Consider the following 20,902-nt stretch of genomic DNA (forward strand, 5'->3'; position numbering starts at 1 on the left):
GCGGGAGGTTGACCTGCAGCTAGGTAGAGGTTGCAGACTGAGCGCATGACTGGGGCATGGAACATCGAGGCCGTGGACGTCGACGCCTACCTCGCGCGCGTCGGGCAGAGGCGGGAGAAGCCGTCCGTGGTGGCGCTTGGGCGGTTGGCGCAGGCGCATGTCGAGGCGATTCCGTTTGAGAACGTCGACGTCGTGATTGGCCGGCATCGCGGGATCGAACTGGACGTCGTCAGCGAGAAGCTCGTCGGGCGGCGGCGGGGCGGGTACTGCTACGAGCAGGCTGGGTTGTTCGCGGCCGTCGCCGAGCAGTTGGGTTATGCGGTGCAGCGCACGGTCGCGCGGGTGCAGCCGCACAAGAGCGGGCCGTATACGCACATGACGCTCGTGATTACCGTTGAGGGGCAACAGTTTCTCGTGGACGTCGGGTTCGGGGCCGGGATTCTGGTGCCGATGCCGTTGATCGACGGGGCCGAGGTGGATCAAGCCGGCTGGCCGCATCGGATGATCCTGCGCGACGGCTGGTGGGTGCTGCAGAAGCGGGACGGCGACGGGTGGGAAGACCTGCACGAGGTGCTTCCGCAGGTGCGCAGCCGTCCGCTCGATTACCAGGTGTTCCACCACTACACGTCCACGCATCCGAAGTCGCCGTTCACCGGGCGGATCGTCGTGATGCGGCTGGAGCCGGGACGCTTCCGGCGGCTGCTCGGGCGCGAGTACCAGGAGAGTCACCCGGACGGCACGGTCGAGACGCGCACGATCGAGCCGGTCGATCTCGGCAAGACGCTGGAGGACCTCGACGTCGTTCTCACCGAGGACGAGCTGGCGGCGTTGCTCGAGACCTACTGAAACAGCTCCGCGGCGGCGAGCGGTCGGCCGAGGTGGTAGCCCTGAGCCTGGTCGCAGCCAAGCTCTCGCAGTAGCGCCAGTTCTTCCGCCGTCTCAACGCCTTCCGCGACCACGGTCAGATCCACCGCGTGCGCCATCGCGATGATGCTCGTGACGATCGCTGCCGCGTCGCGGGATTCGGCGATTCCGGTGATGAACGAGCGGTCGATCTTGAGCGTGTCCAGCGTCAGCCGACGGAGCTGGGCCAGGGAAGAATAGCCGGTGCCGAAGTCGTCGATGGCCAGCAGGACGCCGAGGGAACGCAAGGCGGCCAACACTTCCGCGGCTGCCGACGTGTCGCGCATGAGGGCGCTTTCGGTGACTTCCAGGGTCAGCGAGCCGGGCGGCAAACCGGTGGTGGCCAGTGCGTCGCGGACCGCGGGCACCAGGTGCGGGTCGTCCAGCTGCCGGACGGAGAGGTTGACTTTCAGGCTCAGGTCGAGGCCTCGGCCGGTGCGCAGGGCGGCTAGCTCGCGCGTCGTGTCGCGCAGGACGTACTTGCCCAGTACGTTGATCAGCTCGCTTTCCTCGGCCAGCGGGATGAACTCCGCGGGCGAGATCGCGCCGTGCTTCGGATGGGTCCAGCGCAGCAGTGCCTCGACGCCGACCATTTCGCCGCTGCGCAGGTCCACCACTGGCTGGTAGGCGGGCCATAGCTGTCCACTGTGGACGGCGTCGCGGAGGTCCTGTTCCATGCGCAGTCGGCGTTGCATGCGCTCGCGCAGCGCGACGTCGAAGAACTCGAAGCGGCCGCGGCCGCGGGATTTTGCTTGGTACATCGCGACATCGGCGTCGCGCAGCAAGTCCTCGGCGCTGCGGCGGTCGTCCGGTTCGACGAGAACGATGCCCATGCTCGCGTCCAGGTGCAGTTGCCTGCCGTGCACGGACACCGGTTCGGACAGAACGGAACGCAGGTGCGCGGCGAACACGCCGACCTGCGCTTGGCCGGTCGTGGCAGAGGTGACGACGACGAACTCGTCACCGCCTAGACGGCCGACGACGTCGTCCGGGCCGGTGGCTCGGCGCAGGCGTTCGCCGGCGATGCGCAGGACCTGGTCGCCGACGGGGTGGCCGAGGGAATCGTTGATCAGCTTGAACTTGTCCAGGTCGAGGAACAGCACGGCGGCCGCCTCGGTGCCGTCGCGGCGGTCCAGCCGGTCCAGGACCAGAGTGCGGTTGGCCAGGCGGGTCAGCGGGTCGTGGGTGGCCTCGTGGGCGAGCCGGGCGCTGATCGCGCGCCGTTCGGTGATGTCGGTGAAGGACGTGACCACCGTGACGCCGTTCGGGTCGTCCGAATCGAGCAGACGCGAGGTCAGCGACACCCACACGTCGTGGCCGTCGGGGCGGCGCAGGCGCACGACCAGGCCGTTGTGCGTGATGCCGGTGCGGCGGGTGTGGATGGTCGGCAGCTCGTCGTCGGGGATGCGGTTGCCGTCCTCGTCGAAGAGCACGAGCGTGGTGCACGGGACGCCGAGCAGCTTCGCTTCCGGGACGCCGAGAATGCGGCAGGCGGACGGGTTCGCCGACTGGATCAGCCCGGTCGGGCCGACCACCAGCACGCCCTCGTCGAGCGCGGCGACGACCGTCGCGTAGTGCTGTTCGACGCGGCGACGGGCGGTTTCGTCCGTGCAGACCAGGAGGAAGCCGTCGACGGTCTCGGTCGCGGACACCCGGACCAGCCGAGGCGAGCCGTCCCGGCCGCGGTGGGTTTGCGCGGCGGTCCCGCCGCCGATCGCGGCCGGGTCCGGGTCGATGCCGAGCACCTCGTGCACCCGCCTGCCGATCGCCTCGGCGGCGGGCCAGCCGTAGACGGTTTCGGCGGCCGGGTTCCAGCCGGTGACGATGCCCTCGCCGGTGATCGTGACGATGGCGTCGCTGACGTGCGTGACCAGCGCTTCCTGCGCACGGACGGCGGCCGCGGCGGCGTGTTTCACCGTGCTGTCGCGGATCACCACCTGGTACGACGGCGGGTTCGAGTCGCTGGTGCGCACCGACACGGTTTCCGCCACGAATTTGCTCCCGTCCAGCCGTTTCAGTACCGCTTCGCTGGGTTCCGCGGTGGGATTCTCTACCAACTGCGCGGATTCGGCAGCTACAAAGCTCGCGAACTCCTGGCTGACCACCTCGTGCGCCGCACGCGCCGCGAACAGGTCGAGCGCGGCCTGGTTGGCGTAGGTGACGATGCCGCCCGAATGCACGCAGATCGCGTCCGGGCTCTGCTCCATCAGCAGCTGGTAGCGGTCGGACAGCTCCGCGAGGGCGGACTTCTCCGTCCCGGTTTCCGCGACCGCCGAGGCGACGCCGAGCAGGCCGGTCGTGTGGTCCCGTTCGCCGACGGTCCGCGCGCGCAGCCGGATGCGGCGCGGGGTGCCGTCGGCGGCGTCCTGGGGCTGTTCGAGTTCGAAATCGCGCCCGGGCGGGGTGCGGCGGAGGTTCGCGGTGAGCGGGCGGAGCAGCTCGGTGAGCCGGTCGCACAGTTCCTTGCCGCTCGCGCCGGGGAGGCCGAGGACCGCGTCGAGGCCGGGCAGCCAGGTGAGGGTCGCCGGTTCGGAGGCATGCAGGGAGAACAGGACCCCCGCGCCGTCAATCGGCCGCAGGCCCGCGAGCTGGGCGCGCCGGGTGATTCCACCCGGTTCACCGGCCAGGGCGTCAGCCTCCATGGTGCTTCCGATCCCCCTTGTCGGCGTATGGCCCGTCGATTACACCACCGAGTGAAGCCTGTGTATATCCGCACAGCGCGCTGCTTGCATCACTCGTCCGGACGCCGACAGCGGTGCTATCGGGCGATGCGGGGCACGCTGCGCAGTCGCGGACCCCATCCGAGCAGGCCGAAGTGGGCCGCACAGGCATGTCCGAGGACGGTCACGACGGAGGCGAGACTGGCCGGATCGTCGGTCACGTAGACGCCGATAACGAATAGCTCAAGGGCCGCGATCCCGGCGATCCTGGCCCGCCCGCTGAGCAGCGCGACGAGCACGCCGGCCGTGGTGAGGAAGCCGTAGCTCACGCCGATGTCGAGCCAGCGGCCCGCGGAATGCGGCAGGACGTCGGTACGGATCAGGGCCATGACCGGCAGTTCGGTGGCGATCGTGGCGAGCACGTGGCCGGTGAAGAAGACCAGCGCCGTCCGGAGCCCGCCGAAGCGCCGTTCGAGCGGGGCGACAGCGATCGCGAAGATCACCGCGTACGGCAGCCAGCCGCCGTCCGCGATCCAGAACGCGCTGGTCAGGAGGGCCGTGAGGGGGTGGCGCGCCATGTTGTGCGCGTCGGTGCTGGAGACGGCGAGGAGCTTGTCGGTGAACGTGGGGCTGCCGAAGCGGATGAGCAGCGAGGTGCCGAGGAGGAGAACGAGGTAGCCGAAGGTGAACGGGGTGGACCGCGGGCTGGGAAGAAGGCCGAGCCAGGCCCGTTTTGGTCGCCAAGCGGAGAGGAAAGCGCCGATTGGGGTGGGCGCGGGCCTGGTCAGTACGGTCGTCGACTGCGGAGCGCCGATGATTTCCGCCGAGGGGGTCCCGCCTGGTACCGGTTCGCGCAGCCACGGGAAGGAGCGCCACTTCCGGGGGTTTCCGGGAGGGCAGCGCTGCGCGCCGGACGGGGATCCGGATCCGGTTCGCGCGGCGACATGCGTCCAGAGTGGCTGGGCATGCTGGGATTTTGGCCAAGAGCAGCTGTGAATGCGCTGTGATTCACACCCGCTAGAGTGAGCACTCTGGGTAGAAGGTTTCGCTCTTTGTCACCCGTTCGGTGGGCTCATCCGGTAGGAATAGGCCACTCCTGGTGAAAGGTCTCCCTGGTGAACGACGAGGTTTCGGTCGCCGAGCTGTTGGTGCGCGAAGGACACGAACGACGGATCCCGCCGCCGTCCCGGTCCCGGTGGCGGATGGTGTCGGTGATGCTCGCGGTGATCGTCGGCTGCGGAGCGGCGGCCATGCTCGTCTCGTACGGGACCACGGCGAACGACGGGGCTGCGCGGATCACCGAGATGCGCGTGATCGAGATGCCGGATCGCACCGAGGGCGCTGGCGGGGTCAACGAGACCAACCCGCCGACGCCCACCGGCGAGGAGACCGAAGAGGGCACCGCGAGCACCGGCGACGCGCCTTCGACCCAGGCGAACGTCAATCCGTTCGGCGAGCAGAGCACCCCGGACCATCCGGCCGACTCCGCTCCGGCGCACCCGTCGTCGAGCAACCGGCCGGAGACCACCGGGCCGACTGGGCCAACGCATCCGTCGTCGACGCCGTCGCGGCCGTCGAGTTCGAGCCAGCCGCCGTCGAGCAGCCACGAGCCGCCGTGTGTCCTGAACATTATTTGCCTTTGAATCCTGAGTGCCCGCTGAGCTGAGTCCGCGCGCATCGGGACGAAAACCGGCATGATCTGCCGCGTGCCGAATACCAAGCTGCGTACCTGGCTCCTCGAGGGCGAGCACAAGCGCGCCCAGCAGTTGACCGGCGGCAATCGGGAGTCCAAAAAGGCCGAACAGCCGTGGTGGAAGGTCATGTGCCTCACCGGCGTCGACTACTTCTCCACGCTCGGCTACCAGCCGGGCATCGCCGCGCTCGCGGCCGGGGTGCTGTCGCCGCTGGCCACCGTGGTGCTGGTGGTGCTCACGCTCGCCGGTGCGCTGCCGATCTACCGCCGGGTCGCCAAGGAAAGCCCGCACGGCCAGGGTTCCATCGCGATGCTGGAGAAACTGCTGTCCCGCTGGGGCGGCAAGCTGCTGGTGCTCGCGCTGCTCGGCTTCGCCGCGACGGACTTCGTCATTACCATCACGCTGTCCGCAGCCGACGCGACCGCACACGTTATCGAGAACCCGTTCGTCCCGGAAGCGCTGCACGGCGGGCAGGTCTGGATCACGCTGGTGCTCATCGCGTTGCTCGGCGCGGTGTTCCTCAAGGGATTCGCCGAGGCGATCGGCGTCGCGGTGGTCCTGGTCGGCGTCTATCTCGCGCTGAACGTCGTGGTCGTGGTGACCGCGCTGGCGCACGTCTTCGGCGCGCCGCAGCTCATCGTCGACTGGCAGAACCTCCTGGTCAGCGAGCATCCCAACCCGTGGCTGATGGTCGGCGTCGCGCTGATCGTGTTCCCGAAGCTCGCGCTCGGGCTGTCCGGGTTCGAGACCGGGGTTTCGGTGATGCCGCTCGTCCGCGGCGCGAGCGGCGACACCGCAGCGGACCCGGTCGGTCGGATCCGCAACACGCGGCGGCTGCTGGTCACCGCGGCGCTGATCATGAGCGCTTTCCTGATCACGTCGAGCTTCGCTACCTCAGTGCTGATCCCGCAGCAGGAGTTTCAGGCCGGTGGCAAGGCGAACGGCCGCGCTCTCGCGTATCTCGCGCACAACTATCTCGGCGACGGCTTCGGCACGGTTTACGACGTCAGCACGATCGCGATCCTGTGGTTCGCCGGGGCGTCGGCAATGGCTGGGCTGCTGAACATCGTGCCGCGGTATTTGCCGCGCTACGGCATGGCACCGGACTGGGCGCGCGCGACTCGGCCGCTGGTGATCGTGGTTTCGGTGATCGCCTTTGTGATCACGTTGATCTTCGACGCGAATGTGGAGGCGCAGGGCGGCGCGTACGCGACCGGGGTGCTGGTGCTGATCTCGTCGGCGGCGGTCGCGGTGACGTTGTCCGCGCGGCGGCTCAAGCAGCGGGCGTTCGTCGCGTATCTCGTGATCACGCTGGTGTTCCTGTACACGACGATCGCGAACATCGTGGAGCGGCCGGAAGGGGTCAAGATCGCGGCGTTCTTCATCGGCGCGATCGTGGTGACGTCGCTGATTTCCCGCGCTACGCGGTCGTTGGAGCTGCGGGTGGAGAAGGTCGAACTGGACGCGGCCGCACAGCGGATCGTCGACAAGGCGGTGCGCTCAGGCGCGGTCCGGATCATCGCGAACGAACCGGATGCCCGTGACGAGGCCGAGTATCGCGAGAAGGAGCAGGAAGCCAGGGAGGACAACCACATTCCGCGGGACAGCGCGTTGTTCTTCCTTGAGGTAACCATTTCGGACGCTTCGGATTTCGAGACCACGTTGCGAGTGCACGGGGAGAAGCGGGCTGGGTACCGGATCCTGCGGATGAAGAGCCCGTCGATCGCCAACGCGATCGCGGCGGTGCTGCTGCATCTGCGGGATGAGACGGGGATTCAGCCGCACATCTACTTTGCCTGGACCGAGGGTAATCCGTTCAAGTTCCTGGTGCGGTACCTGTTCTTCGGGGACGGGGATGTGCCGCCGGTGACGCGGGAGGTGCTGCGGCGAGCGGAGCCGGATCCGCATCGGCGGCCGTTGGTGCACGTGGGTTAGAGCTTCGCCAGGGCGACCAGGCGTTCGGCGAGCAGGTCGATGTCCGCTTCGGTGGTGCGGTGGTTGGTTACGCAGGCGCGGACGCAGGGCTGTTCGCGCACGCGTGCGGGGCCGAGCAGCGCGGTGCCTTCCTCGTGCAGTCTGGCGAGGAGTTCGGCGTGTGCTTCGGCGTTACGGCCGGGCATGCGGACGCACACCGCGGTGAGCGTGACCGGGTTCATCAGTTCCAGGCCATCCGACTCGGCGATGTGTTCGCCGAGCCGGGTGGCCAGGCTGAGGCAGCGTTCGGTGACTGTCCGGAAAGCGCCCACGCCGAAGGTGCGCAGGGCGGCCCAGACCTTCAACGCCTTGAAGCTGCGGGAAAGTTGCGGCCCGTGGTCCATGTAGTCGAGCAGGTGGGCGTCGTCGATCGCGGTGAGGTACGACGACGTGGATGAGAAGGCGAACGCCGCGCGTAGTTTCGCCATGTCCTTGACCAGCAGGGCTCCCGCTTCGAGTGGGGCGAACAGCAGTTTGTGCGGGTCTAGCGTGATGGAGTCCGCTCGGGACAACGGGAGCAGTGCGTCCCGGGTTGAATCGGCGAGGACGAATAGTGCGCCGTATGCGCCGTCTACGTGCAGCCAGAGGTCTTCTTTCGCGCACAGGTCGGCGATTGCGCTGATTGGATCTATCGAACCGGTGGTAACTGTGCCTGCGGTGGCGACGACGCAGAATGGTTCTTTCCCGGCTGCCCGGTCTTCGGCGATCGCGCGCGTTAGCAGATCTACGCGTAGCTGGAAACGGTCGTCGGTCGGAATTGTGCGGACGTTTTGCAGGCCGATCCCGAGCAGGGCGGCGGCTTTGACGACGCTGCGGTGTGCCTCGTCGGAGGTGTAAAGCACTAGTGGGGCACGGTTTTCCTGGAGGCCGTGCTCGCGGAAATCCGGCCTGCGGTCGGCGATCGCGGCGGTGATCGCGTCCTTGGTGGCTCCGGAGCCGCCGCTGGTCAGGATTCCGCCGGAGCGCGGGCCGAGGTCGAAGAGGCCGGTCAGCCAGTCCATGACGGACCGCTCGATCACGTTGGCGGCGGGGGAAATCTGCCACAGATTGCAGTTCTGGTTCAGCACTGCGGCGATCGCCTCGGCGTACGGGCCGATCCCGTTGGGCGGGCCTTGGACGTAGGCGAGAAACCGCGGATGGGCGATCGTGGTGGTGTAGGGCACGATCCGGTCGACGACGTCGGCGAAGAACGCGTCTACGCCAAGACCTTCTTCGGGAAACGGTTCGGCGAGCAGTTTGGCGAGGGTTTCGCGATCCTCGTCAGGAGCGATCGGGCGGCGGGTGAGTGAATTTTCGTAACTGTCGGTGAATCGGGCCAAAAGCCGCGCCGCTCTGGTCCGTTCGGCGGAGGTGAGAACGAGGGGAGTGCCGTTCATGCGCCCTCTTCTGTCCGAAGGTCTTTTCCCGGCACAAGCTGCCATGGCCGAGATCGGCGGCGCAATGGCAAAAAGTCGGCATTCCGCGTTTCGGGATGGGTCAGCGAAAGAATTGCCCTAACGGCCGGGGAGCCGGGTGTGACCGGGCATGATCAGAATGCTGCGGCCGAATGGCGGTACCGGGAAACGTTGCGACACAAGGGGGTTGGCCGGCTCCGCGAGCGAAGCGGAGCCGACCGGGGGCGGGTCAGGACAGTTCGTCGGTCAGGTCGCTGTAGTCCGCGGTGTTCCACCGTTCCGGCCGCATCGAGATCACGATGTTGTTGTCCTGCTCCGGGGTGGCCTTGATGTAGGCGAGCGCCGCCTCCTCCGGGAGGTAGCGCCGTGCCATCGCGAGCCGGTCTTCCGCGGTGACCGCGCGGACGCCGGTGACCGGGCCTTCCGCGGTCGCGTACCGGATCGTTTTCGTGTCCTGCACGCACAGCGCGAACCGGCCGGCGGCTTCGATCAGTTTCGTCTTGCGGGCACTCGGCGAGGTGAGGACGGTGATCTCCCCGCCGGGCGTGTACTGGTGCCAGATCGGGGTGGTGAGCGGCGCGCGACCGGGCTCCGCGGCCACGCTCAACACGCTGATCAGCGGTTCGGCGAGCAGGGCCTCGCGCTCGGCGGGCGGGATCTTGCTGACCATCTCGGACTCCTTAAGGCAAATGGATTTGCCTTTAACCTACTCACACTGCGGTCGTTAAGGCCACCCCTTTTGCGTTAAGATGCCGGGATGACTCGGCCGGGCGGACGCAGCGCGCGGGTGCGCGAAGCAGTGCACCGCGCGGTGATCGAGCTGCTCGCCGAGGGCGAGACGACCGCGGGCGTCCCGCAGATCGCCGAGCGGGCCGGGGTGAATCCGACCAGCATTTACCGTCGCTGGGGCAGTTGCGCGAGCATTCTTCTCGACGCCGCGGTCGCCCAGCTGAGCCTCGCGTCGCCGATTCCGGACACCGGTTCGCTGCGCGGCGACGTCGAGCAGTGGGCGACGGCGGTCGAGCGCTCGCTCGCTGATCCGGACGGCGCGGTGCTGGTCCGGGCGTTGATCACCTTCATCGGGACCAACGCCGACCCGATCGAGCACCTGCTGTCGCGCGGGGAGGACCTGGAGCAGATGCTGACCGCCGCGGCGGCTCGCGGCGAGCCCGCGCTGGAGCTGCAGGACCTGCTGGATTACGTGCTCGCCCCGCTGTACCTGCGGGTGCTGCTGAGCAGGCCGATCGAACCCGGCATCGGCGTCCGGCTGGCGGAGCGGCTGCTCACGGCAGCAGGTCTTCCTCCCGCCGCCGGCCGAGGTGGTTGAACAGCAGGTTCAGCACGAAGACCACCACCGCGGCGACGGTGATCGGGCTGCCGCAGATCGTCCGCAGCCAGGCCGGGAAGTGCTGGAAGAACACCGAGTTGCCGAACCGGTCGAGCCCGAACGCGGGCAGCAGGCCGACGCCGATCGCCACTGAGGCCACGAAAGCGTTGTGGTTGCCGGAAAACTCGACCTTCTTGAGCGTCTGCACGCCGACCACCGCGACCATCGCGAACATCACCACCGCGACGCCGCCGACCACCGGTTCCGGGATCGCGGCGATGAACGCGCCGATCTTCGGCACCAGCCCCATCACGACGAGCATGCCACCGGTCGTCGCGACCACCCAGCGGCTGCGCACGCCGGTCATCTGCACCAGCCCGACATTCTGCGCGAACGCGGTGTCCGGGAACGAGTTCATGAACCCGCCGAAGATCGCCGACAGCCCGTCGGTCGCCAGGCCGCGAGACAGGTCGCCGGGGGTGACCGGACGGCCGGTGATCTCGCCGACCGCGATCAGGTCGGCGGTGGTTTCGGTGAACGACACCAGCATCACCACGCACATCGACACGACCGCGGCGACCGGGAACGTCGGCGCTCCGAAGTGGAATGGCGAGGCCAGCCCGAACCAGCTCGCCTCGCCGACGCCGGAGAAGTGCGTGCGGCCGAGCGGGATCGCGATCAGCACGCCGGCGATCAGCGCGACCAGCGGCCCGATCTGGCCGAGGAACCCGCGCAGCACCCGGGTGAACAGCACCACCAGCGCGATCACGCCGAACGCCAGCCCGAGGTTCGCCGGATCGCCGTAGGACGGGTCGCCGGTGTCGTGTCCGCCGATCATCGCGGTGCCGGGGCCGAGCAGCGAGATGCCGATGACCAGCAGCAGCGTCCCGGACACCAGCGGCGGGAAGAACCGGATCAGCGCGGCGAACGGCCGGGCGATCAGCAGCCCGAAGACGCCGGACGCGATCATCGCGCCGTACACCGCGGTGAGGCCGTACTGCGCGGCGATCAGGATCATCGGGTTGACCACGGTGAACGTCGCGCCCGCGACCACCGGCAGCCGGACGCCGAACAGCCGCCCGATGCCGACCGACTGGACCAAAGTGGCCAGTCCGGCGACGAACAGATCGGCGTTCACCAGCAGCGCGACCGACGCGTTGTCCAGGTGCAGCGCGCTGCCGATGACCAGCGGCACGGCGATGCAGCCGGTGTACATGATCGCCATGTGCTGCAGTCCGAGCAGAAGCAGCCGCCCGGCGGGAAGGCCCCGGTCGACCGGGTGCGCGGCGTTGGTCATGAGCGGCTCCTTCTGGTTGGTCCCGCTGGATTATGCGCTGCACATACCGCCGGTTTGTGTGTGACCATGCCAGACATGACTGCACGACCTCCGTTCCGTGCCGATCATGTCGGGAGCCTGCTGCGGCCGGCGGTGCTGCGCGAGGCGCGGCGCGATCACGAGGCGGGGGAGATCTCCGCCGAACAGTTGCGAGCCGTCGAGGACGACGCGATCCGCGACGTCGTGAAGATGCAGAAGGCCGCCGGGCTGAAGTCGGCGACCGACGGCGAGTTCCGCCGGTCCTCCTGGCACATGGACTTCATCTATCAGCTCGGCGGCGTCTCGCGCAGCGACGAGCGCATGCACGTGAAATTCCACAACCTCGCGGGCGATCTGGAGTTCAGCCCGCCTGGCCTGCAGGTCGACGGCAAGGTGCGCCTCGACGAGCCGATCTTCGCCGACCACTTCGAGTTCCTGAAGGCGCACACCGATCCGGGCATCACGCCGAAGCTGACCATCCCGTCGCCGAGCATGGTCTATTACCGCGGCGGCCGGGCGGCGGTGAGCGAGACCGTGTACCCGGAGCTGGACGAGTTCTTCACCGACCTCAGCGCGGCGTACGCGGAGCAGGTGCGCGCGATGAGTTCGCTTGGCTGCACGTATCTGCAGCTGGACGACACGAGCCTGGCCTACCTCAACGACCCGCAGCAGCGTGAGCTGGTCGCGCGCATGGGCAGCGATCCGGACACCATGCACCTGCGCAACATTTCGACCATCAACGCCGCGCTCGCCGGAAAACCGGCGGACCTGACGGTGACGACGCACTTGTGCCGGGGCAATTTCCGCTCGTCGTGGGTGGCTTCGGGGAGCTACGAGTTCGTCGCCGAGGCACTCTTCGGCGAGCTGGCGGTGGACGGGTTCTTCCTGGAATACGACGACGAACGCTCCGGCGGTTTCGAGCCATTGCGGTTCGTGCCGAAGGGAAAGCGGGTCGTGCTCGGGCTCGTCACCAGCAAGCGGCCGGAGCTGGAGGACCCGGACGCGCTCGTGCGGCGGATCGAGGAAGCGTCGCGGTTTGTGGACGTGGACCAGCTGTGCTTGTCGCCGCAGTGCGGGTTTTCGTCCACTGAGGAGGGCAACGACCTGACCGCCAGCGAGCAGCTGCGGAAGCTGGAGCTGATCGTTTCGACGGCGGAGCGGGTTTGGGGGCGCGCGTGATCACCTGCGTCGTCGACTACGTGATCGACCCGGAGAAGATCGCCGACTTCGAACGGTTCGCTGCCGAGTGGATGCGGCTGGTGCGGCGCGAGGGCGGGGTGCACCACGGGTATTTCCTGCCCGCGGAAGGGGCGAGCGACGAGGCGCGGGCGTTGTTCAGCTTCGAAAGCCTCGCCGCGTATGAGCGGTACCGGACGCTGTTCGGAGTGGACCCGGAGTTCGTGGCAGCGGACCGGATCCGGGACGAGAGCGGGTGCGTGATCCGGTACCGGCGCACGTTCATGCGGCCGCTGTTGCCGGAGTGATCATTCGAGGTAGCGCGACAGCTGGGCGGCCCCGTCCAGCATCGCGTGCGCCCGGGCGGTGAGCCGCGAACGCCAGGTGCGCAAGGCGTCCTCCAGCGGCGCGACCCCGCCCGCCTGCCGGACCTGCTCCAGTACCGCCGCGATCCGGGCCAGTGGGTAGCCGCCGCGACGCAGTTGGTGGGCGAGGCGGGCGTCGCGCACCGCGGCCGGTGGGTAGCGACGGTTTCCAGCCCGGTCGCGTTCCGGCTGCAGAATCCCGGCGGCTTCCCATTTGCGCAGCGTGGCGGGATGCACGGACAGCTGGTGCGCGAGCGCGCCGATCGACGGCACTGCCTGGCGTACGTCCGGTTCCTGCGTCAGGTTTCGCAGTGCGTGTTCGACCTCGGTGAGCGTGACGCGGTCGCGCAGCAGCTCGGCGTGGCCCTCGTCGATGAGCTGGAACGCGGTGTCTTCCGAACGCTCGTTGACCGCGCGCAGAATCGCTGCCGCGCGGGCGTGGCCGAAGCCGGGACGCAGCGTGAGGAAGGCGCGCAACGCTTGCGCGTGGCGTTCGGTGTACGTCCGGTAGCCCTGCGGCCCGCGCTCGGCCGGCGGGAGGATGCCGTCCTCCTCGTAGTTGCGCACCGCCTGGGTCGACAGGCCGTGCTCGCGGGCCAGGTCCTTCGGTCGCATCTCACCTCCGGTTGAGGGTTTTCCGCCATTCAACCAGGTGATCCGTGGAAAAGTGCAAACGGAAAGTTCAACGATACGGTCAAAGCAATGCAGACCTTTGACGACTTCCTCGCACACCGCTCCCCGACCTTGCTGGGACTGGGCGAGCCCACGCATTGGACCGAGGCTTTCCCGTTGTTCCGCAACGAAATCTTCCAGCACCTCGTCCTCGAACACGGCTACCGGTCGATCGCGCTGGAGTCCGACTGCCTGGCCGGGCGACTGGTCGGCCGCTACGTGACCACCGGCGAAGGCGACCTCGACCAGGTGCTGGCCACCGGGTTCAGCCACGGTTTCGGAGCGTTCCCGTCGAACCGAGCGCTGGTCGAGTGGCTGCGCGACCACAACGCTGGCCGCGAGCCCGAAGACCAGGTCCACTTCCACGGCTTCGACGCTCCGCTGGAGATGGCCAGCGCGCCTAGCCCGCGCGGCGTGCTCACCGAACTGCACGGCTTCCTGTCCGCGCACCTCGACGACGTTCCGCACGACGTCGCGACCATCGAACGGCTGGCCGGCGACGACGCTGTCTGGGCGAGCGAGGCGGCGATGTGGGACGGATCGAAGTCCAAAGGGGACGCTCCGGAGGCCCGTGAGCTGCGGTTAGTCGCCGACGATCTGGCCAGCCGATTCGAGCGGGCGCGGCCGGCGCTGCCCGAGGGTGGCGACCTGCTCGTCCGGAGCGCGGTCGGGCTCTGCCGCTACCACTCGCTGATGGCCGACACCTCGCCGGAACGGATGAGCCGGCTCGGGGCGCAGCGCGACGCGATGATGGCGGACAACCTGCTCGCCCTGCCGCGCACCTTCGTCTCCGCGCACAACCAGCACCTGCAGCGGCAGGGGATCTCGATGATGGGTGGGCAATGGTGGAGCGCGGGCGCGCAGGTCGCGCACCGGCTTGGTGACCGGTATGTGTTCATTGCCACCGATTTTGGCTCGTCCGATGCGGTAGGGGAGCCGGCTCCGGGGACGCTGCAGGCGTATCTCGCCGCGACGGTTCAGGACCGTGAACTGGTCGAAACCGCCGGAATCGACCCCGAACTGCCCGCGCGGACCGGCGACGGACGGGCATATCTCCCGTTCGACGCGGTCGGCGCGGCGGACGCGATCGCGTTCCTGCAGCGGGTGTGAGGGCCGCTCCTCGACGATCTTGGCCGAGTTGTGCTCAGATGGAGCCGGAGTTGTCGGGAGGAGCGAGATGAGCACCGAGACCGTTCTCGTCGTCGGCGGTGGGCAAAGCGGATTCCAGGCCGCCGCGTCCTTGCGGGACAAGGGGTTCGCCGGACGCGTGGTTCTCGTCGGCGACGAGCCGGGGGTGCCGTATCAGCGGCCTCCGCTGTCGAAGGCGTATCTGGAGGGCAGCGCGGGCGTCGAGCAGCTGGTCCTGCGTCCGGAGGACTACTTCGCGGAGAAGGACATCGAGCTGGTCCGCGGCCGGGTCGCCGCGATCGACCGGGACGCGGCGAAGGTCCGGCTCGAGGACGGTACGGAGCTGGGTTACGACCATCTGGTGCTGGCCACCGGCGCGCGCAACCGTGCGCTGCCGGTGCCCGGTGCCGACCTCGAAGGCGTCCTGACGCTGCGCACTCGCGCGGACGCCGACCGGCTGCGGGCTTCGCTGGACGCGGCGGGCGACGTGGTGGTGATCGGCGGCGGGTTCATCGGGCTGGAGTTCGCCGCGCACGCGGGCCGTCCGGTCACCGTGGTGGAGGCGCAGGACCGGCTGCTGGCGCGGGTCGCGTCGCCGGAGATCTCGGAGTTTTTCGCCGAACATCACCGGGCGGCCGGGCACACGCTGTTGCTGGGCGTCGGCGTCACCGCGCTGCACGGGTCGGGTCACGTGGAGTCCGTCGAACTCTCCGACGGGCGGCGGCTGCCCGCGGACCTCGTGGTCGTCGCGGTCGGCGTCCTGCCGGAGACGGCGCTCGCCAAGGCGGCTGGGCTGGAGGTGCGCAACGGTGTCGTCGTGGACGAACACCTGCGCACCGAGGACCCGAAGATCTTCGCGATCGGTGACTGCGCGTGCTTCCCGTGCGTGCAGGCCGGTGCCGCGACCCGGCTGGAATCCGTGCAGAACGCCGTGGACCAGGCCCGCTCGGTGGCCGCCGCGATCGCCGGGGAACCGGCGCGGTACGACAGCCTGCCATGGTTCTGGACCGACCAGACCGGTGCGAAACTGCAGATCGCGGGCATCCTCGGCGCTGCGGACCGCACCGTGGTGACTGGTGACCGATCCGCCGGGAAGTTCTCCGTGCTGTCCTTCCGCGACGACGTGCTGATCGCCGTCGAATCGGTCAACCGCGCGCCGGACCACATCGCCGCACGCCGCCTTTTCGCCGCCGACCCGCACCCGGCGTACGCGGATCTGGAAGCCAGCTCGTTCGACCTGAAAGCACACCTGAAGTCGCGTACTGCGGCTTGATTCGGAGGTTCCGTTGCGCACGCAGGTCGCCGTGATCGGCGCTGGCCCGGCCGGATTACTGCTGTCGTATTTGCTGCACCAGGCGGGTGTCGAGGCAGTGGTGCTCGAAGCCCGCGATCGCGAGTACGTGCGGCAACGCGTGCGTGCCGGAGTGTGCGAACAGCCGACGGTCGACCTGCTGACGGAGATCGGTCTCGGCGGTCGGTTGGCCGCGGAAGGCTTGCCGCACGAGGGTTTCTCGCTCCGTTTCGACGGTGCCGACCACCGCATCGCGCTCACCGAGCTGACCGGCAAGGCGATCACGGTGTACGGGCAGCAGGAGATCGTGAAGGACCTCGTGGACGCCCACGAGGCCGCGGAACTGCCGCTGTACTTCGAGGTTTCGGAAGTTTCTCTGTCCTCAGTGGACACCTCGCGTCCGGTTGTGCGCTATCGGGATTCCTCCGGTGCTTTGCAGACCTTGGAATGCGACGCTATCGCTGGCTGCGATGGTTTTCACGGCGTCGCGCGTCCGTCCATTCCGGACGGTGTGCTGACTACCTTTGAGCGTGAGTACCCGTTCGCCTGGCTCGGGGTGCTGGCGCAGACGCCGCCGTCGCACGAGGAGCTGATCTACACGCATCACCCGCGTGGATTTGCCTTGCACAGCATGCGATCTCCCGACGTCACGCGGCTGTACCTGCAGGTCGATCCGGCGGAGGACCTGGCCGCCTGGTCGGACGACCGGATCTGGACGGAACTGTCGACCCGCCTGGCCGTCGAAGGGGAGTTCACCCTGCAGGAGGGGCCGATCCTGGACAAGGGCATCACGCCGATGCGCAGCTTCGTGACCGAGCCGATGCGCCACGGCCGCCTGTTCCTGGCCGGCGACGCGGCGCACATCGTGCCGCCGACCGGGGCCAAGGGAATGAACCTGGCAGTCGCGGATGTCGTGGTGCTCTCGCGGGCGTTGGTCGCTTTGCTGCAAGGGGATTCGTCGCTGGCGGAGTCCTATTCGGACACTTGCCTGCGCCGGGTGTGGCGGGCGGAGCACTTCTCGTGGTTCATGACGACGATGCTGCACGTGGACCCGGGCGCGGACGCCTTCGCGCGGCGGTTGCAGCTGTCGCAGCTGCGGTACACCGCCTCGTCGAGGGCAGCGGCGACGAGTTTGGCGGAGAACTACGTGGGGTTGCCGTTCGCCTGAGTGCAGACGTACGCGAGGGGCTGGCAGAGATCGTCGGCAACCTTCGTCGACTCGGTGGCGGTGATGCCGACGTCGAAGCCAAACGCGCTGATGACCGCCTGCCCAAATCGGTCCGGGACGCGGTGTCCGCGCTCGCCAATACGCGTGGCAGCGTGCTGATTCTCGGGCGGGGCGAGACCTCGGGGTTCAGCGCGACCGGAAGCCGGAGGTGGGCGCGTTATGAACTTGTCGCGTCGGTTCGCGCCGATCTTCGGCCGAGTGGCCGGAGGGACCGTCGGCGCGAGGTGCTGGATGCGCTGGGACTCGCCGAACTGACCCGGGCCGAACTGGCGACGTCGCTGGACATGCCGGACAAGACGGTGTCCCGGTGGTTGCGCGTTCTGCGGGACGAGGGGCTGGTCGAGTTGATCGGCGAGTCTCCGCGCAGTCCGAACGCTCGTGATCGGCGCACCAGCAAGGTCATGCTCGGAGAATGACCGCACCAACCTGGTCAACCCAAGGTTGACGCCACCACGTCGTCAACCTACAGTTGACGGCATGACCGACTCAGTGAAGCTCGACGACCTCATCAACGCCATCAAGGCCAACAACGAAAAAGACGCCCTCGCCCAGCTCACCGACGCCGTCTACGTCGGCCAGCACCTCGGCGACGTAGCCGACCACCTGATCGGCCACTTCGTCGACCAGGCCCGCCGCAGCGGGGCTTCCTGGACCGACATCGGGGCCAGCATGGGCGTGTCCAAACAAGCCGCGCAGAAGAGATTCGTGCCGAAGGGCGACGATCCATCCGGCGGGATACAGCGGATGTTCGGCCGCTACACCGACCGGGCGCGGCGCGTTGTCGTCGCGGCTCAGCAGGCCGCCATCGACGGCAAGAGTCCCGAGATCGACACCGTTCACCTGCTGCTCGGGCTGCTCACCGAACCGGATGCGCTGGCCGCGGGCGCGATTCTCGCCCAGGGGGTGACGTTGGAGGCGGTGAAGGAAGCCGCGGAGGCGAAGCTGCCGGAACCGCTCGACGAGGCTCTGGAGAAGGTGCCGTTCGCTCCGGCGGGCAAGAAGACCCTGGAACTGACCCTGCGTGAAGGGTTGCGGCTCGGGCACAACTACATCGGCACCGAGCACATCCTGCTCGCCCTGCTCGAACAGGGCGAGGGCGCGGGGTACGAAGTCCTTGCCGCACTGGGGGTCGACAAGGAACGGGCCGAAGCGAAGATCAAGGAGTTCCTTGCGGAAATCCTGGGCACGCTAGAGAAATGACCGCGAGAAGGGCTCTCCCCGAGACCACGGGGAGAGCCCTTTCCGCAAAACAAATCAGGCTTCGACCTCAGAACCGTCCCCGGCCCACAACGTGTGGAACGAGCCCGGACGGTCCACCCGCCGGTAGGTGTGCGCGCCGAAGAAGTCGCGCTGTCCCTGCACCAACGCCGCCGGCAGCCGGTCCGCGCGCAGGCCGTCGTAGTACGCCAGCGCGGTCGAGAAACCGGGCGTCGGGATGCCCAGGCGGACCGCCGTCGAGATGACCGAACGCCACGAGTCCTGGGCGTTTTCGACAGCTGCCCGGAAGCCGCCGGACGTGAGCAGCGTCGGGAGACCCGGCTCCGCGGCGTAGGCCGACGTGATGTCGTTCAGGAACTTCGCCCGGATGATGCAGCCGCCGCGCCAGATCGCGGCGACGCGGCCGAGGTCGATGTCCCAGCCGTACTCCGCGGCACCGGCCTGGATCTGGTTGAAGCCCTGCGCGTACGCGACGACCTTCGACGCGTACAGTGCCTGCTCGACGTCGTCCGCGAAGGTCTCCAGCGCCGAGCCGGTCAGCGGCGCGCGCGTCGGCCCGCCCAGCCCGCGCGCAGCCGAACGCAGCCCCGTCGACCCGGACAGCGACCGCGCGAACACCGCTTCCGCGATGCCGCTGATCGGCACCCCGAGGTCGAGCCCGATCTGCACGGTCCAGCGGCCGGTGCCCTTCTGTTCCGCCGCGTCCTCGACCACGTCCACGAACGGCTTGCCGGACGCCGCGTCCACGTGCTTGAGCACCTGCGCGGTGATCTCGATCAAGTACGAGTCGAGCCGCCCGGTGTTCCAGGTGCCGAACACGTCGGCGATCTCGGCCGGGGAGTAGCCCGCCGCGCCGCGCAGCAGGTCGAACGACTCGGCGATCAGCTGCATGTCGGCGTACTCGATGCCGTTGTGCACCATTTTCACGAAATGCCCGGCACCGTCCGCGCCGACGTGCGTGCAGCACGGCTCGCCGTCGACCTTCGCCGAGATGTCCTCGAACAGCGGGCCGAGCGACTCGTAGGACTCCTTCGACCCGCCGGGCATGATGCTCGGCCCGTGCAGCGCGCCTTCCTCGCCGCCGGACACGCCGGTGCCGACGAAGTGCAGGCCGCGTTCGCGCAGCGCCTTCTCCCGGCGGCGGGTGTCCGCGAAGTGCGCGTTGCCCGCGTCCACGATCACGTCGCCCGGCTCCAGCAGCGGCGCGAACTCCTCGATGACGGCGTCGGTCGGACCGCCCGCCTTCACCATGATCACGATCTGCCGCGGCCGCTCCAGCGCGTCGACGAACTCCTGCGCGGAGTACGCGGGGATGAAGTCGCCTTCGTCGCCGAACTGCTCGACGAGCGAGCGGGTCCGCTCCTCGGAGCGGTTGTGCAGGGCGACCGTGTGCCCGTGCCGGGCCAGGTTCCGCGCCAGGTTGCGGCCCATGACCGCGAGGCCGGTGACCCCGATGCTCGCCTTCTTGCTCATCCGAAACCCTTCCGAAAACCTCTGCCGGATTCCGAGCCTAGTCACAAAACCGGTGCTCACGAGAAGCAGCGGATCGGGCCCCCGTTCCAGGCCAGCATGTCCTTCAGCGGAGCCACCAGATCGAGTGGCGCACCCCACTCCGCCCCGTCGAGTTCGGCGTACGCCCGGTGCAGGTTCCCGGCCAGCCGCTCCTGCTCGGTCAGCTCGGCGAACCGGCCGAGGTCGGTCGCCTTCGCCTGTTCCAGCGGGGAGAGCCCGGCCGCCTTGCCGGTTTTCGCCGCGTGCTGGACCAACTCCAGGTATCCGTCCACAGTGTCCACCGCCTCGGGCCCGCACACCGGGCCGTGCCCGGGCAGGATGACCGCCGGGTCCAGCTCGCGGATCACGTTCAGCGCGGCGCGCCAGCCGGCGACCGAGCCCATCAGCGCGAACGGGCTGCCGCCGTTGAACACCAGGTCGCCCGCGTAGAGCAGGCGCTGCTCGGGCAGCCAGACCAGCACGTCGTTGGTGGTGTGCGCGGCGTGGCCGGGGTGGATGAGGTCGATCCGGGTCTGCCCGGCGTAGATGGTGACCGTGTCGTCGAAGACGACGTCGGGCACGCGCAGTTCGAGCTTGCCCCAGTCGCTGTCGGCGAAGACGCCCTCGTACCGCTGGATCCCGTCGGCCAGCAGCGTTTCGCGGGTCTTGCGATGGCCGACGACGGTGGCTCCGGCGACGAGGTAGTTGCCGTTGGTGTGGTCGCCGTGGTGATGGGTGTTGACGAGCGTCGTGACGGGGCCGACGGTGTCGCCGACGGCCGACAGGAGCGCGCGCGTGCGCCGTTCGGTCGCGCATGTGTCGATAAGCACAGCGTGCCCGTCGGCGTCGAGGAAGCCGCAGTTGTTGATGAACCAGGAACCGTCCGGCTGGACGTAGCCGAATGCGCCGTCTGCCAGCTGTTCGACGCTCGCGGCGCCGGGGGATCGATCGATCACGCCGACACTATGCCGCCCGGATCGCCAGCGTGGGGCCCTCCCGGCGCAGCTGTGCCCGTAAGTCTCCGCTTAGTCCGAATGGAGTAGCTGAGATGTCCATGACGCTGGGA

Annotated in this window: 19 protein-coding genes; 11 read left to right on the top strand and 8 right to left on the bottom strand. The window is 68.5% G+C overall.

Going from position 1 to position 20,902, the window contains the following annotated elements:
• Nucleotides 1-45 precede the first annotated feature (45 nt).
• On the top strand, nt 46-846 hold the full coding sequence (locus tag RPX00_RS15730; protein WP_406640272.1) for an arylamine N-acetyltransferase: 801 nt from the start codon (nt 46-48) through the stop codon (nt 844-846).
• On the opposite strand, the gene RPX00_RS15735 is transcribed toward RPX00_RS15730, so the two are convergent.
• Nucleotides 840-3,545 carry an EAL domain-containing protein gene (locus RPX00_RS15735; protein WP_406640274.1) on the bottom strand — a complete coding sequence of 902 codons (2,706 nt, stop codon included), beginning with the start codon at nt 3,543-3,545 and terminating at the stop codon, nt 840-842. The two genes, RPX00_RS15730 and RPX00_RS15735, sit on opposite strands and share 7 nt — an antisense overlap.
• Nucleotides 3,546-3,661: 116 nt before the next feature.
• Nucleotides 3,662-4,561, bottom strand: a complete 900-nt coding sequence (locus RPX00_RS15740) for a rhomboid-like protein (RefSeq protein WP_406642935.1) — start codon at nt 4,559-4,561, stop codon at nt 3,662-3,664.
• Between the two features lie 117 nt (nt 4,562-4,678).
• Here RPX00_RS15740 and RPX00_RS15745 point away from each other — a divergent pair, with 117 nt between their 5' ends.
• Together RPX00_RS15745 and RPX00_RS15750 are read left to right on the top strand one after the other, a co-directional pair.
• On the top strand, nt 4,679-5,206 hold the full coding sequence (locus RPX00_RS15745; RefSeq protein ID WP_406640275.1) for a hypothetical protein: 528 nt from the start codon (nt 4,679-4,681) through the stop codon (nt 5,204-5,206).
• A gap of 63 nt (nt 5,207-5,269) precedes the next feature.
• Nucleotides 5,270-7,192 (top strand): APC family permease, encoded by a 1,923-nt coding sequence (locus RPX00_RS15750; RefSeq protein ID WP_406640276.1) that lies wholly within the window; start codon nt 5,270-5,272, stop codon nt 7,190-7,192.
• Here RPX00_RS15750 and RPX00_RS15755 read toward each other — a convergent pair.
• The gene (locus tag RPX00_RS15755) at nt 7,189-8,607 is read right to left on the bottom strand and encodes a pyridoxal phosphate-dependent decarboxylase family protein (RefSeq protein ID WP_406640277.1); all 1,419 of its coding nucleotides are present in this window, start codon (nt 8,605-8,607) and stop codon (nt 7,189-7,191) included. The genes RPX00_RS15750 and RPX00_RS15755 overlap by 4 nt on opposite strands.
• 247 nt (nt 8,608-8,854) lie before the next feature.
• The gene (locus tag RPX00_RS15760) at nt 8,855-9,295 is read right to left on the bottom strand and encodes a pyridoxamine 5'-phosphate oxidase family protein (RefSeq protein WP_406640278.1); all 441 of its coding nucleotides are present in this window, start codon (nt 9,293-9,295) and stop codon (nt 8,855-8,857) included.
• An 87-nt stretch (nt 9,296-9,382) separates the two neighbouring features.
• Here RPX00_RS15760 and RPX00_RS15765 point away from each other — a divergent pair, with 87 nt between their 5' ends.
• Entirely contained in the window at nt 9,383-9,952 is a 570-nt protein-coding gene (locus tag RPX00_RS15765) for a TetR-like C-terminal domain-containing protein (RefSeq protein ID WP_406640279.1), read from the top strand.
• On the opposite strand, the gene RPX00_RS15770 is transcribed toward RPX00_RS15765, so the two are convergent.
• The gene (locus RPX00_RS15770; protein ID WP_406640280.1) at nt 9,909-11,249 is read right to left on the bottom strand and encodes a nucleobase:cation symporter-2 family protein; all 1,341 of its coding nucleotides are present in this window, start codon (nt 11,247-11,249) and stop codon (nt 9,909-9,911) included. The two genes, RPX00_RS15765 and RPX00_RS15770, sit on opposite strands and share 44 nt — an antisense overlap.
• 75 nt (nt 11,250-11,324) lie before the next feature.
• On the opposite strand from RPX00_RS15770, the gene RPX00_RS15775 reads away from it, so the two are divergent.
• Nucleotides 11,325-12,446, top strand: coding sequence for a 5-methyltetrahydropteroyltriglutamate--homocysteine S-methyltransferase (locus RPX00_RS15775; protein WP_406640281.1), 1,122 nt, complete (start codon nt 11,325-11,327; stop codon nt 12,444-12,446).
• Nucleotides 12,443-12,751 carry an NIPSNAP family protein gene (locus RPX00_RS15780; protein WP_101436231.1) on the top strand — a complete coding sequence of 103 codons (309 nt, stop codon included), beginning with the start codon at nt 12,443-12,445 and terminating at the stop codon, nt 12,749-12,751. The genes RPX00_RS15775 and RPX00_RS15780 overlap by 4 nt, the downstream gene beginning before the upstream one ends.
• Here the strand turns inward: RPX00_RS15780 and RPX00_RS15785 are convergent, their stop codons facing one another.
• Nucleotides 12,752-13,423, bottom strand: coding sequence for a MerR family transcriptional regulator (locus RPX00_RS15785; RefSeq protein WP_406640282.1), 672 nt, complete (start codon nt 13,421-13,423; stop codon nt 12,752-12,754).
• 87 nt (nt 13,424-13,510) lie between these two features.
• Between RPX00_RS15785 and RPX00_RS15790 the strand changes: the two genes are divergently transcribed.
• The 5 genes from RPX00_RS15790 to RPX00_RS15810 all read left to right on the top strand — a co-directional run bounded on the left by RPX00_RS15790 (nt 13,511) and on the right by RPX00_RS15810 (nt 18,327).
• Nucleotides 13,511-14,590 (top strand): erythromycin esterase family protein, encoded by a 1,080-nt coding sequence (locus RPX00_RS15790; protein ID WP_406640283.1) that lies wholly within the window; start codon nt 13,511-13,513, stop codon nt 14,588-14,590.
• A 67-nt stretch (nt 14,591-14,657) separates the two neighbouring features.
• Nucleotides 14,658-15,881 (top strand): NAD(P)/FAD-dependent oxidoreductase, encoded by a 1,224-nt coding sequence (locus RPX00_RS15795; RefSeq protein ID WP_406640284.1) that lies wholly within the window; start codon nt 14,658-14,660, stop codon nt 15,879-15,881.
• A gap of 13 nt (nt 15,882-15,894) precedes the next feature.
• Complete coding sequence (locus tag RPX00_RS15800; RefSeq protein WP_406640285.1) at nt 15,895-17,067, top strand: 4-hydroxybenzoate 3-monooxygenase; 1,173 nt, start codon at nt 15,895-15,897, stop codon at nt 17,065-17,067.
• Between the two features lie 284 nt (nt 17,068-17,351).
• Nucleotides 17,352-17,543 carry an ArsR family transcriptional regulator gene (locus RPX00_RS15805; protein WP_406640286.1) on the top strand — a complete coding sequence of 64 codons (192 nt, stop codon included), beginning with the start codon at nt 17,352-17,354 and terminating at the stop codon, nt 17,541-17,543.
• A gap of 61 nt (nt 17,544-17,604) precedes the next feature.
• A complete protein-coding gene (locus RPX00_RS15810; protein WP_406640287.1) occupies nt 17,605-18,327 on the top strand; it encodes a Clp protease N-terminal domain-containing protein in 723 nt (240 codons plus the stop codon).
• Between the two features lie 54 nt (nt 18,328-18,381).
• Here the strand turns inward: RPX00_RS15810 and gndA are convergent, their stop codons facing one another.
• Both gndA and RPX00_RS15820 read right to left on the bottom strand, forming a co-directional pair.
• Complete coding sequence (gene gndA, locus RPX00_RS15815; RefSeq protein WP_406640288.1) at nt 18,382-19,818, bottom strand: NADP-dependent phosphogluconate dehydrogenase; 1,437 nt, start codon at nt 19,816-19,818, stop codon at nt 18,382-18,384.
• Nucleotides 19,819-19,874: 56 nt separating this feature from the next.
• The gene (locus RPX00_RS15820; protein ID WP_406640289.1) at nt 19,875-20,792 is read right to left on the bottom strand and encodes an MBL fold metallo-hydrolase; all 918 of its coding nucleotides are present in this window, start codon (nt 20,790-20,792) and stop codon (nt 19,875-19,877) included.
• Between the last annotated feature and the right edge of the window lie 110 nt (nt 20,793-20,902).

It is taken from the genome of Amycolatopsis sp. WGS_07, from assembly GCF_045278895.1.
In the GTDB taxonomy this organism is placed as follows: Bacteria; Actinomycetota; Actinomycetes; order Mycobacteriales; family Pseudonocardiaceae; genus Amycolatopsis.